Below are 12541 nucleotides of genomic sequence, written 5' to 3'. Positions count from 1 at the left end.
CTCCAAGCGGGAGAAGTCAGCGGTGGGTGGGGGTGATGTGCACGCGGATCCACTCCGGCGGCTCGCCGGTCGAGGCCACGGCTTCCGACAGGCAGCGCCACAGCGCCCACGCCTCAGCCGGGGTCAGGTACATGCGGCGCCGTCCGGAGCCGACCGCGACGTACAGGTCGGCGTCGGGGGTGACCCGGACCGTGACCGGCACGGACGCCTTGTCGACGTGCGGGGCGCGTAGCCGGTAGAAGCGGCGCTGCTCCGGGGTCTGCTCGTCGGGTTCGTCGGCGTAAGGCATCCGCACCGGAACGTCCTCGGGCAGTTCGGTCATCGGGGGTCACCGCCGTTCGGGGTGGTGTTGAGGTCCAGGGCGTTGAGCAGCGACGGCGGCAGCAGCGGAGCGGCCTGCCGCGGTGGGGCCGGCCGGTAGGTGTGCCGCCCGTTGGTGCGGGTCGGCTTCACCGGGGCCGGGGCTTCGACCGGTTCCGGCGCCATCTCGGGCGGGGCGGGGAACGTCGCGGCCATGTCCCGGATCAGGTCGTCATCGACGTACGAGAACCGGACCCGGGCAGGTTCGGGCTGGCCGTCGAGCAGGACGTAGGCCACGCCCTTGGCCGACAGCGGGATCTGATCCGCGAGTGCTCCGCGGTCGCGGGCGCCGTCACCGAGCAGGAGGTCGACGTGGCCGCGTTCGGTGAGGCCGAGGGCGATGCGGGTCGGGAACAGGTCCCTCACCGAGACGACTTCCTTGCGGGGGTCTTGGGTGGCGGCGACGACCAGGACGCCGAGCCCGGCACCCTGCGACAGCAGCAGCCCCAAGCTCTGGGCGATCCGGTTACGGATGTCGCTGTCGGGCAGGTAGGCCAGCAGGGCGGCGATCTCGTCAATGACGATGACGATCAGCGGCTCGTCCACGGTCGGCGTGTGCACTCGGACCTTGCCCCGCAGCAGCCGTTGCCGGGCACGCATCCGGGCAACTGCGTCGTCCAGGAGATCCGCCATTCGCGACCAGTCGTCATCGACGTAGCGGGAGAACAACGGCCGACCGATGGACAGCTCCATGCCGCCCTTCGGGTCGATCGCCCACACCTTCACGAGGCCCGAGCGGATGCCGGCGGCGACCGCCCGCAGCAGGGACCAGATGACTGAGCCCTTGCCCATCCGGGTCGCGCCGCCGATCAGCACGTGCGTCGCCAGGAGTCGCAGGCAGTACACGGCCAGGTCCTCGCGCAGCCCCAGCGGTAGGGCGGTGAAGTCGGGGCGGGCCGGCACGGGCAGCGGCGCCACGATGCGGGTCAGCGGGTCGCGGCGGATGAACACCAACCACACATGCCGAGGCCGGTCCCGGAACCGAATCGCGTCGACCCGGCGCAGCAGCCACGCCAACCGACCCCAGCGCTCGGGCGGTGCCTGCCGGCGGCCGGAGAACACACGGCAGTGCCGGGTGCCGAACGAGTACGCCAGATCCCGAGCCGCCTTGTGATACGCCTCCGGGTTCTGCCCCCGAGGCATCCGCAGCACCACCTCGTCGGTGGCGTAGGAGCAGCGCACCGAGAGCAGGTCAGGGACCTTCTCTCCACCGTCGTACTTCTTCACCAAGCCGCACAGCGTCATCGCCTCGTGCCACTGACGCCGGTAGACCCACAGCCGCCGCCACACAGTGACGGCACGCAGGACCACCAGGCGGTGAAACGAGTCCCGACCGCGCCAGAACCACACACCGCCGGCAACGGCGAGGGCGAGCAGGACCAGAAGGTGAGGCCACCAGCCCCGCGTCTGGTAAACGTCGACGGCGACCAGGACCAGGGCGACGCCCGGCCAGGCCCGCCAGTGCCGCAGCGCCCAGACCGCGAAGCGCACCACCGCCACGGCGAGGCGAGCCAGGAGGAAGGCGATTGTGACCGTCCAGACCAGCGGCCACGGGGTGGCGACCTGGAGGCGGCGGAAGTTGACCAGCGGGGCGCGCATCACGCCACCGCCTTACGGGTGCTGTGCTGCTCGGTCCACGCTTCCGCGCAGGTCTTGTGCACCGGCTTGCCCGCAGGGCTGCGGCAGATCGCCGGCTTCCCGCAGATCACACACGGGACCGGAGCGCCGGCACTACCGCCGCGAGTCCAGTCCAAGGAAATTGGCATGATGAACCTGCCCTTCCAGGCCGAGAGGATTGGTGAGGGCAGCGGGGCGGTCAGGCCGTCGGAAGCGGACCGCCCCGCGCCAGAAAAGGGATCAAGCAGCCTTGCCGCGCGACTCCGCCAAGGTCTTCGGCGCCGTCAACGCGGTCGCCCGGTAGGAGTAGGCCAACCGGCCGTTGCTGCCGACGTACGGCGTCACCATCAGGTTCTCGAACTCCACCAGCTGGAACGGACCCACCGGCGGCACCGGCTGCACATCCGCCAGAACCTTGATCGACACCTCACGCGAGCGAGAACCCAACTCCGGGTCCATGTCCATCACCCGGCACTGCCACACCCGCTGACCCGTCAGCTTGTCCTTCGACGGCGTCCGCTGTCGGGTCGCCTCGTTGAAGTCCTGCGCCTCCGCGATCGAGTCCGGCACCAACACACAACCGTGCGGAAAGACCGCCTCGAACGGAACCGAGAACCGAGTACCACCCCTGAGGGCCATGTCGATCTCCTTCGCTGCTGCGACTTGACCGGCGCTCCGGTCTCTGTGATGCACCTAACCTAACAACTGATATGCACACCAGTCAACTGTTAGGTCCAAGGTTCTCGTGGAGCGCATGCGAGCAGTCAGAGCACCTGTCATCTGTTAGGCCGCTGGTAGCCTGCAATCGATACGCGACGTCAACCAGAGGGAGCACCGCGATGACCTCTCCGCAGGGCCGCACTGAGCGGCCGGAGGCCCGGCATCAGCAGGTGGCTCGGAACATCCGCAACGAGATTGAGGCGGGTCGACTGGTGCACGGCACCGCCCTGCCATCGACCAGGAAGCTTGCGGAAGAGTGGGGCGTCAGCGTCTTTACCATCACCGAAGCCATGAAGGTGCTGGCCGATGAAGGGCTCGTCATCAACGAGTCCCGCTCGAAGCGGGTGGTTCACGCGCCAGACCAGCTGCGCCGCAGCGAGGTGCGCCCGGACCGTCCGCGAGTTTTGTTGATCGGTGGCTACGCAGGTAGCGGTAAGACCGAGTTGGGCCGCATCTTGGCGCGCGAAACGGGGTGGCCGATGCTCGATAAGGACACTCTGACTCGGCCAGTAGTTGAGGCCGCGCTGGAAACGCTGGGACTTTCGCCGAACGATCGCGAGTCGCAGACGTACTTGAGCACCATCCGCCCGCGCGAGTACGAAGCCCTGCAAGACGCGGCTAGTGAGAACTTGCAGTGCGGTAACAGCGTCGTTGTGACAGCGCCCTTCATCCGAGAGTTCGGGGATCCCGCATGGATGGCCCGCACACGCGCGTTCTATGAGACGGCGAACGCCGTTGTCACTGTGGTGTGGGTGTACTGCGACGCCGACACGATGCTGACTTACGTACGTCGGCGCGGTGCTGCCCGCGATGGATTCAAACTTGCCGACTGGCCGGCATACGTTGCCTCCATCAACCTTGGCTTCCGCCCAGCGGACGCTCACCTGGTGGTGGACAACTGCGCTTCGAGCCGGCCGTTGCAGGAGCAGGCCAAGGAACTGGTAAAGGGGATCCTCGCGGGCGAGGGGTTGTAATGCGGGGTGTGATCCTCTACGGACCACCAGCGGCCGGCAAGGACACCGTGACCACTGCGTTGCGCGACCTCGACCCCCGGTATGTCTTGTTCGAGCGGCTAAAGGTGGGATCAGGCCGCACGAGGGGCTATCGCATGGCTGACGAGACGACGCTCCACCAGTTGCACCGCAGCGGCGATGTCATTTGGGAGAACCATCGATATGGCGCCCGGTACGTGGTCGACCGCCCGTTCCTGACGCAGCGGCTGTCGGCCGCGGTGCCTGTCGTGCACCTAGGGCAACGCCAAGCCGTCGCGGCTGTCACGAGGGCCGTCCCCGATGCCAGCTGGTGTGTGGTCTACCTCTGGTGTCCCCGTGACGTGGCTGAGCGGAGGATTCTGGCGCGGCAGACCGGCGACGCGGATGCGCGTCTGCGGGCATGGGATGAGACCGAACCGCTACCCGACGCGGATCTCACCATCGACACCGCAGAGGTGTCGCCGCAAGCTGCTGCCGAGCGGATCCACCGTCACGTCCTGGCTGATGGTCGATCAACCGTGCCGACCGCCTGACGGAGCAGTTCGAGCAGACCGTGACCGTCCTGGATCGTCGCGTCGGGGGCCAGGTCGGGGTTCGGTGGCTCACGGTCCGTGCGAGGTGAACGCATCAGAATGGCGGATTGAGCACCAGCGCGACGGGCGCAGGCGATGTCCCGGTGCAAGCTGTCACCGATGAACCAGCAGTCTCCGATAGGTACGCCAACGGCGTCAGCTGCCAAAAGTGCCAACTCGGGGTTGGGTTTGCGGGGGCCAGCTTCGTCGCTGTAGAACTCGGCGGTGAACAGGTCGGACAGGCCGGTTGTAGCGAGGTAGTCGCGATGGGCGGCACCGCACAGGGTGTTGCTGACCACGGCCAGAAAGAGCCCGGCGTCGGCAGCGTGGCGCAGTGCCTCCGGGACGCCGGGACGTACCTTCCATTCGGCCCGCCAGGTCCAGGCGTATGCCAGCGCGGTGGCTTCCCGCTCGACCGCGTCTCGCGCTGGCCGAGGCCAGGTGGGAGAGACGAAGTTAGCCCACACCTGCCCGTGCGGAAGTTCAATCGGGTCGCCGGTTTTGCCCACCTCATCGCGCCACAGCGCGTACGCCCGTGCGCCCTGGCTCAGATCAGCGGCGATCTGCTCATCGGATACCGCGCCTTCCACGATCCGGGCGAACTGGCGAACCAGCTCGGGCGGGGCCGAAGGCTGCGGAGGGGCGTCAACCAGGACGCCGCCGAAGTCCAGCAGGAGTGCGCGAGGCGTACGAAGCATGCGGCCATCCTTCACCAGCGAAGAGAAGGGGTGAAGGAGCAGGGAACTGGGGCTTGGTGAGCCGGCAGGATCTCGATGTGAGCGGGTCGGGGCGCCGGAACGCTGAGTGACCTCGTCGCGGCTGTTTCAGTCGACTGCGCCGGAGCGTGGCCCGGGCGGCACGTCGCGGCCGGTAGAAAGCTCGATCGGGTGAGCTGCGTCGCGCTGGCCTTGGTCGCTCGGAGCTGCCTGTGATTGTGATCCGACAACTGATGCGCGACACATCTTCGCCACGTGGCGCGCGACAGCGCGATGAACCTAGGGCGCATCAGTGGGCGTCGGGACGTACGGCTCTGGCCGATGAGAGGGTGTCGGGCGCGCGCCTCTCGCAAAGGGATAGAGATAGGCTCAGTCCTCGTTTGATCCCTGGCCTGCGCCGTTCCCTAAACTTCCCGACCGGATACTCTCATTGAGGCGAGCCAAGGCATCAGTTGCGGACGCAATAACGTCGGCCGGCGGCACATTGCGCCCATGGACGAGTTGATTCCTGAACTGCCTTAGCGAATTGGCCTCGCGTGCCTGCGACCTGTTGATGATCCCGGATATCGTCAACTCTTTCAGCATGCTCATGGGCGCGCTTATCTGGCTGCTCCCTGGCAGGAGGTTACGCAGGGTCTCCTCGAACAGGATCCATGTTGCAACGAACCGCCCCAGTTCGAGCCGGGCCGCATTTCCGCCGTACGCGCGGTCGCGACCCGTGTACTTAGATTGAATAGAGCGATAGAGTTCATAGCGGGTAGCGTCTTCGGTCAGCAACTCATCAACAACTTGCTCCGCCAGAGGGCGAACGTCCACGTTTCCGTGCAAGGCTCCAAGATAAGGCGAAAGCTTTCTAGGCGTGTCAAGCTCCAAAGCTCTGACGAGCTCGAAAAGTTGATCGACTCGACCCAAGCCTGAATCGGTTACGGGTCCATCCAGGTGCTTTGTCGCCCGGTCGAGAAGGAAAGCTGCCAGGTCATAATGGTTGGCGAACCTGCGATCCGATATTGAACTTCGCGCCTTTCCTGCCTTTTGCAGTCGCTCAAGCGCTATCTCTCCGGCCAGAACAAGCCCATTCAGTTCGTCGAGGATCGCCTCTTCTTCTTCGGAAAGCGAACCTTCCAGCGGCTTATATGCAAGGTCATGCTCTACCTCGGACCACGCATGCATCAGGACGGACGCCACCTGGATCTCCACCCGCGCAGTAGAGTAACGGCGAGTGGATTCGGTCAACGAATCCTCTCGCAGGTGAGCCCGGTAGTGCACTGCAGAGTATCCTGTGAAGCGCTTTCCGGCCCGAGTTTTACCCGGCTTCGGGAAAAATATCGGCGCCTCCGCAAGCTTGAATAACTTCTGCACGGACTTATCCACCTGGTCGCGCTCCCCAGGAAAGTAGAGCGCAATCCGGATGCCCGCTAGATCCACGATATCGTTGTAAATATCAGCGACCGATTCGTACGGTGTAGCGAGATCGCGCTGCCGACATTTTGCCTCCAGCCGTCGAGATTCTTTTGCTCGGTGCGTTACGATTGCACGAACTCCCGCAGCATCCAAGTCAAGCTTGATTGCATCGGAGGCAAGCCGAGCAGCCTCGGCATAGAAATCATACTCTCGAAGGTACCGCCCAATGAATTCATCGATCGGATCCACCGGCTCCCTCTCCATTGCCTTAGTGCGCCACCGCTCGCACCAGCGCAGATGCGCGTCACGAATCGCTCGATCTTAGCGCAAGCAGGCCGGAGTTTCGCGAGTCAACGACCAGCTGAATGGGATGCGCGACAAGTCGATTCGATAGACAGTTGCCCAATTCATTCCAGTATGTGATAAACGCCTAAAGCATCCTATTGATCCTTCATGTGTGGTCCTGATTTACGACCACGCAGCATCTCCTGTGAACTCTCGTGCCGCGATCAGTATGCGTAGGTGTCGCGGATCAGTCGGCGGACGCCTGTCGCACATCAGGGACGGAGGATAGGAGCTGCCTGTGATTGTCTAGTCCCACCTGATGCTTGACGGATCCGTCCCGGCACATGCTTGACGCTTGGCCTAGGTAATCGATCACAGGCTCGGCGTTGTGCTCGATGCAGCGAACGTCTTCACGGCCTGGAGCAAGCGGTCGAGGAAGGTTGGCAGGTCGGGGGCGGCCACGTCGAAGCGCGGGTCCTCCGAGGTGTAGGCGCCGTTGAGGAGAGCGTCCGGTGGGAGGCGGTAGACGGGAGATCCTGCCGGCATGGCCAGCCCGTACTGGGTGCCGCCGCCATCGCTGGCGAAGACGACAATATCGGCGTCGTGGCGGCCACCTACGTGCCAGAGGTCCCGTGACTTGTGGGCGTAAGCCACGTCGGAGGCCGTGTGCAGGAAGAACCCGTTACCGATGTCCGGTAGGTCTACGGCGCCGATTGCGGCGTACAGGTCTACGAGGTCGGGGGGAAGATCGGGGCGGACAGCAGCGAGCCGCGTGGCAGCGGCTGTGTCGGGCTCGCTGACGGCGTTCTCGCCAGGCGGGTACCCGTAGCGACCTTCGAAGTCGAGCACCGCGGAGGCGATGGCCTTCCGCAGATCCTCGCGCCAGGTTTCCAGCTGGCGAGAGTCCACGCATCACCTCCGGGTCGCACCGACGAGCCGGGCCGACTTCACACGCTCTCAGTCAGCGGTGTCAAGCATGTGGTGGGACGCGAGTGTCAAGCATGTCCCGTGACGGGACAGAGCTGCCTGTGATCTGTTGCCGAATTGGCCTGTACTAGATCAAGCGCGCTCCGCGCGGCGCGGGCCGGGGCGCGGCAAACGGCTCCTGCGGAGCCGCCGCCCCGGCACCTACGGCGCCGGGGCGGAAAGTCAGCCGGCCCGAGCCCCACGCCCCGCCCCGCGCGTCACACCTGGGGTCAGTGAAGGACCCAGTGACGAGTTCCGAAGGACGACCAGGGCCAGGCGGACACGTTTTCACGCGGTTTCGACGATCTCGGAGCAGCACGAGATCCGACGGGCCGACCGCGGCGGACGAGTTGCCGAACGGCTCGCACGGTCGCCCAGGCACCAGGGAATGGGTAGAGGTGGTGTGGGGGTGGGAGGTGAGGGAGAGGGCGGGTTAGAGCTGTGCCTCCGGCGGGGGCCAGACGACTCCGAGATGGAGTTGCCGAACGGTCCAGGTCCGAGGGTGGTTGAGGTGGGATGCCATCCCGCCAGCCACCGACCCAGGCAAGCCGAGCAGACCAGGGCCAGGGCGACAAGGTCGTTCGTCCGGTAGGGCGCTCCACCTTGTCACCCTGGCCCTGGCCCGCTCCACAGTGTGTGGGTCGGCGGCAGACGGGATGGCAACAATGGTATAGACGCCGCCTATAGGTCAGCCGGTTTGCCGAAATCAAAACTAAGTTGTTCGTCCTCATCTAGTCCTGGGATGGAATCAAGCACAGCCTGCTCGGCTGGATCATTCCCACGGAGAAGTATGATTGCCGCGTGGAGCAGCTCGGGAATTTTAGGCTTGCTTGTGGTGCGACCAGTAATCGTGTTAGTGGTGAAGTCGCATGAGAGGCGGCGACCGTTCTTCAAGGTAACGCTCGCCCTCTTGATCAAAACATCACCGTGCAGCGATCTCTCAATTTCTTCGATTGCATCGTCGTCGGCAATATCCTCTTCCGACTCTGAGGAGTACTTAACGACTCTGCCTCCTGCCGAGAAATCTAGGGCATTCAAGGCGATGCCATCGGCGCGACGTCTTAGCTCTTCCACCAGGATGCCGGGATTTTGATCCGGCGTGACTTCATCCAAGTGCTCGATGCTTTCCGCCAGGTATGCAGCATAGAGCGAAGCGCGATATGCCAACAACCCGCGGTCGACTGCCCAGTGCGGGGAACTACTTTTACTGGTAAGAAGAGCCGCCCCATGCCGCCTAATCCGACACGCGCGAGACCAGTACGTCTTTGCGTTTACGCCCATTAGGCGGTCGAGGTTCCGTGAGCCATCCGGAATTGCTAGCCTGCAAAGTTGCCCAACGGTTACCCGCCTGCCGAGCCTACGCCAGAAATCATCATCCGGGATCTCCTCGTAGTCGAGTAGAAACTGAAGGATGTCGTCCGGAAGCTCTGCCGTCTCGTTGCGGCGACCTGGGAAGTCTTCGAGATGGCCGCCGGATCCAATCCAAACCGCTTGCAGTAGACGATTTAGACGATCCGCATGAGTCGGGTCGAAAAGCAGTTCTACTGTACTGGTCGCTCGTCGAGTTAGGAGCTTGTCAGTGTGGCGCGCACCCTCGAATCCCTCGGCCAGGTTTTCGACCGCACTAGCAGCTATAGGGGCATCTACAAGGCCCCGGCCACCTCGCGTCAAAGTGGAGGTAGCGAGGTCTAGAAAGCGGGAGTTGCCGCGGTCAATGAGCGTCTCGACGCCAGCCGCGTCCGTGACCAAGGTGTTGCTCTGTGCGGATGTCTCGAAGAGATCCTGGGCTCGACTTCCGTTTGGTTCACGAGGCGTATCGCTTAATCCGAAAATTATTGGTTGGCTATCCTTGACTAGAGTCATGTCGTCAAGGAGATAGTCAATCTCGTCGTTGAACTTCAGGTAAATGTACCGTTCGCCTGCCCGAGCGTTGTCAGGCCAAGACGCCACTAGGTCTGGAATGAAGGAGTGATTGAAGTAGTCAGTCCGTCGGATGACCATGCGAGGGTCAAGTGTAGTGAGTTCACGAATGACGGTCTCTTTGACGCCCTCAACACTATCGCTGGGCTGCTCCAGAGAAAGAGCCTGCGCAATTTGGCCTGAATACTCGAGCTGTCTCACTACAACCCCCTCTCGGTGTCAAACTTTCGGATTACGCCGAGGTGCTCCCGAGTGAGCTGGAGCTTCTCTTGTCGATCCGTCAAGACTATCATCCACAGCCTGTTTGCGACATCCTTACATAGATCGTCGCTCACTTCATCCCTGGCTTCGTCTGCACTCTCCGTGCCAAGCGCTCTTTTGTGATGTGCAAGCACAGCTTCACGAACGTAACTCGCTGTCATTAATTCATCCCAGCGAGTGGAGCTGAAGGGCGACCAGGTGATCCAGAAAAAATTGTCACACCGGTCAGGGCGCTCACTGTATGCGCGATAGCACTGCGCCAGATACTTGACGTATAGCGTTCCCTGATCCGACGGCTTCTCGTATTTCTTGCATTCGGCTAGAAACTCTTGTCCGTGGAGTTCCTCGCCCAGAAGTATCCCGCCGAGATCAAATGAGAAAGGCGAGCCGGTGTGCCACTTGAATGTGAGTTTCGGTATGGCGACAGGGTGAGGATTGACCCATTGAACGTTTACGCGCGTGGTTGACTCTAGCCAGACCTTCGCGCGTCGGGCGCCATCTGCCCCCTTGGCTTGAGTCTCTTCCCCCGACACGTTTCGTAGCGTACCGATCACCGAAGCCTCGGGCTAGTCGGGGAACCATGTGGCTTCCAAGTTTTGACCGCGCGGCTGGCAGCGCTGGCGGACTTGCCCAGGCGGCCCTGCATAGAGCAACACGGCGAGCAGCCAGCCGCAGCTGGCCTGGCGTAACCGGGTAGGCCAGGGAGAGGGCTAACGCCTACGCTGTGCGGCGTGCGAGAGCCTTTCCCCACCGGCGAGAAGATGGACCTCGGCAATCTGGACATGTACTGGCAGCTCATTGAGCAGGAGTTTGAGGCGATCGAACAGCTGCCCTCTCTGGAGTCGGAGCGCCTGCTGTCTGCGCGGGCGTTCGACCAGTCGCAGGTAGCTGGACATCGTCCATACATGGCGGCCACCCGATACCTGGGTGTTGCCAGGGACAATCACGTGGCACTGCTCGCGCTGCTGAAGCACCACGGCGCGACCCTGTGGGCGCCGTGGAGTCTGCTTCGGCCAACCTTTGAGACATCCTTCTTTGCATCGTGGCTCTTGGACCCTGAGGATGGTCGAGAGCGTCGGACGCGTGGGCTTCGGTGCGAGGTCTACGACTACTACGAGCGACGCAAGCATCGTGCGGCTTTCGTGGCTTTTCCTGAGGCCAAAAAGTTGATTGAGCAGAGCGACCGCGAGGATGCCGAGCGCGGCTCGCTGAAGACCTATCGGGAGGAGGCGGCTGCGCTCGGACAGCGATGGGACAGGGTGCACCAGAAGATTAACGTCACGGATGAGCTACCCAAGTTGACCTTCGTCAAGGGCCAACGTCAGACGGCTCCGTTGTTCGAGGCGACGTGGCGCCTGCTTTCTGGGTTCGAGCACGGCCTCGGGTGGGCGTTGTTGAGTGGCAGCACCCGGAAGGTCGAGGCCCAGATCCCGGGTGGTGCCAACGTGCAGTTCGTTATCAATGACCAGGAGTTTGTGAACGCGGCGAAGGCGACCTACTTCCTACTGCTGTCAGCGTGCCAACTTCTCAGGCGCCGCCATGCGGAGCCCAGCCGGTAGGCGCCAGCTCTTCTCAGGAGCCTAGAAGATCAGCATGGCGCCAGCGACAACGATTAAGAGCCAGGCGATCGATGGCAGAACGTAGGTAGCCATCGGACCAAAGCCCTCAAGTCGCGGGTCGGGCGAAGCTGATAACACCGCCTTCGATGAAGAGCCGGTAGCCCCGGCGATGACCGATGGAGTGATCAATTGGAGCGTCCGAGCACCGAAGAGTAGGAGAACGAGCAGGCAAAAGAGGAGCCAGGCGAGGCGCCACAAGACAGGCGGCCGCGCGGCGATCTTTGCAATCAGTACCGCGATCTCAGCCATGGGGGCGCCGCCTGCCGGGACTGAATGGAGTTTTCATTCGCGAACCCAGCGGTCACCATCGGGATAGATCACGTTGACCCCGGCGTGCCGCAGGTAGTCGAGTAGGTCTCGGCGGGGACGGGATGGAACGAGGACGCTGGAAACTGAGGCGTCGACGAAGCGGCCGTAGTCGAGCAGCTGCCCTACGGCGTTACGTAGCTGTTCACGAGTGACGCTGCCCTTGGCCTCCACAAGTTCGCGCCTTGTCTCGTCCCACAGGTCGCTGTAGAGAGGTGATCCTTCGCCAGGCGGGATGATTCGCAAACGCCCCACCGAGTGTCCCTGGCTCTGTAGATGGTTACGGTAGCGGCGTACCAAGCTGGCTTCGAGCCGCTCAAGTTCGTACGGCTCCCGGTTGGGTGTCACGAAGCTACGCTCAGTGTGCTGCTCCTCGACGGGCACCGTGTCGACGACTGGTGCCGCGGTCGGCGTGATGGGTGTGCTGGGCAACTCGACGGGGACCTTGTTGCGGGGGCGGAGCCGGAAGACGATCACCTGTCGAAGGGCGTCTTCGTTGCCCGTCTCGTGCGCGTCTCGCAGATAGGTGTCAACGAGCTCGAACTCCCCGAGGTAAGTAACCTCCGGGCTGTTGGCGAGAAATCCTTCGAGCGTTCGCCCTTCTTCCCGATGAAGCAAGATCGATTTGTTGCCCTGAGTAAACCTTTGATCCCCCTGCTGGCCTTCGCCGACATAGTTCAGCAGGCCCTCTTCATCCCAGCCGTCGTAGTACCCGTGCTGATGCCCAGTTCGGGGGTCGGTGAAGAACATTACGACGGGGGCTTCGCGAGAGGGTGAAATCCCTCCCTGTCTCCGGCCGCCGAAGC

General features: G+C 63.2%; 13 protein-coding genes. 3 read left to right on the top strand and 10 right to left on the bottom strand.

What is annotated here, in order from left to right:
• Positions 1-16: 16 nt before the first annotated feature.
• From ACPXB1_RS06420 to ACPXB1_RS06410, 3 genes are all read right to left on the bottom strand, one after another.
• The gene (locus ACPXB1_RS06420; RefSeq protein ID WP_425734929.1) at positions 17-322 is read right to left on the bottom strand and encodes a spread protein; all 306 of its coding nucleotides are present in this window, start codon (positions 320-322) and stop codon (positions 17-19) included.
• On the bottom strand, positions 319-1959 hold the full coding sequence (locus ACPXB1_RS06415) for a type IV secretory system conjugative DNA transfer family protein (RefSeq protein WP_425734928.1): 1641 nt from the start codon (positions 1957-1959) through the stop codon (positions 319-321). Before ACPXB1_RS06415 ends, ACPXB1_RS06420 begins: the two co-directional genes overlap by 4 nt.
• 258 nt (positions 1960-2217) lie before the next feature.
• On the bottom strand, positions 2218-2616 hold the full coding sequence (locus tag ACPXB1_RS06410; protein WP_425734927.1) for a transcriptional regulator: 399 nt from the start codon (positions 2614-2616) through the stop codon (positions 2218-2220).
• A gap of 200 nt (positions 2617-2816) precedes the next feature.
• On the opposite strand from ACPXB1_RS06410, the gene ACPXB1_RS06405 reads away from it, so the two are divergent.
• Both ACPXB1_RS06405 and ACPXB1_RS06400 read left to right on the top strand, forming a co-directional pair.
• Positions 2817-3671, top strand: coding sequence for an AAA family ATPase (locus ACPXB1_RS06405; protein WP_425734926.1), 855 nt, complete (start codon positions 2817-2819; stop codon positions 3669-3671).
• Positions 3671-4222, top strand: coding sequence for a kinase (locus tag ACPXB1_RS06400; protein WP_425734925.1), 552 nt, complete (start codon positions 3671-3673; stop codon positions 4220-4222). Before ACPXB1_RS06405 ends, ACPXB1_RS06400 begins: the two co-directional genes overlap by 1 nt.
• Here ACPXB1_RS06400 and ACPXB1_RS06395 read toward each other — a convergent pair.
• From ACPXB1_RS06395 to ACPXB1_RS06375, 5 genes are all read right to left on the bottom strand, one after another.
• The gene (locus tag ACPXB1_RS06395; protein WP_425734924.1) at positions 4180-4959 is read right to left on the bottom strand and encodes an HAD family hydrolase; all 780 of its coding nucleotides are present in this window, start codon (positions 4957-4959) and stop codon (positions 4180-4182) included. The two genes, ACPXB1_RS06400 and ACPXB1_RS06395, sit on opposite strands and share 43 nt — an antisense overlap.
• A gap of 387 nt (positions 4960-5346) precedes the next feature.
• Positions 5347-6627, bottom strand: a complete 1281-nt coding sequence (locus tag ACPXB1_RS06390) for a hypothetical protein (RefSeq protein ID WP_425734923.1) — start codon at positions 6625-6627, stop codon at positions 5347-5349.
• A 408-nt stretch (positions 6628-7035) separates the two neighbouring features.
• Entirely contained in the window at positions 7036-7572 is a 537-nt protein-coding gene (locus ACPXB1_RS06385; protein WP_425734922.1) for a hypothetical protein, read from the bottom strand.
• Positions 7573-8310: 738 nt separating this feature from the next.
• Positions 8311-9750: a hypothetical protein gene (locus tag ACPXB1_RS06380; RefSeq protein WP_425734921.1), complete on the bottom strand. Its 1440-nt coding sequence runs from the start codon at positions 9748-9750 to the stop codon at positions 8311-8313.
• Positions 9750-10343 carry a hypothetical protein gene (locus ACPXB1_RS06375; RefSeq protein ID WP_425734920.1) on the bottom strand — a complete coding sequence of 198 codons (594 nt, stop codon included), beginning with the start codon at positions 10341-10343 and terminating at the stop codon, positions 9750-9752. Before ACPXB1_RS06375 ends, ACPXB1_RS06380 begins: the two co-directional genes overlap by 1 nt.
• A 198-nt stretch (positions 10344-10541) precedes the next feature.
• On the opposite strand from ACPXB1_RS06375, the gene ACPXB1_RS06370 reads away from it, so the two are divergent.
• Positions 10542-11369, top strand: a complete 828-nt coding sequence (locus ACPXB1_RS06370) for a hypothetical protein (RefSeq protein WP_425734919.1) — start codon at positions 10542-10544, stop codon at positions 11367-11369.
• Positions 11370-11390: 21 nt separating this feature from the next.
• Here the strand turns inward: ACPXB1_RS06370 and ACPXB1_RS06365 are convergent, their stop codons facing one another.
• Both ACPXB1_RS06365 and ACPXB1_RS06360 read right to left on the bottom strand, forming a co-directional pair.
• Positions 11391-11678, bottom strand: coding sequence for a hypothetical protein (locus tag ACPXB1_RS06365; RefSeq protein ID WP_425734918.1), 288 nt, complete (start codon positions 11676-11678; stop codon positions 11391-11393).
• Between the two features lie 33 nt (positions 11679-11711).
• Complete coding sequence (locus ACPXB1_RS06360) at positions 11712-12485, bottom strand: hypothetical protein (RefSeq protein ID WP_425734917.1); 774 nt, start codon at positions 12483-12485, stop codon at positions 11712-11714.
• Positions 12486-12541: the final 56 nt, after the last annotated feature.

This window comes from Micromonospora sp. DT68 (assembly GCF_049847245.1).
In the GTDB taxonomy this organism is placed as follows: domain Bacteria; phylum Actinomycetota; class Actinomycetes; order Mycobacteriales; family Micromonosporaceae; genus Micromonospora; species Micromonospora profundi.
Note: the sequence above shows the minus strand (reverse complement) of the source record. Positions and strands in the feature narration are given on the sequence as shown.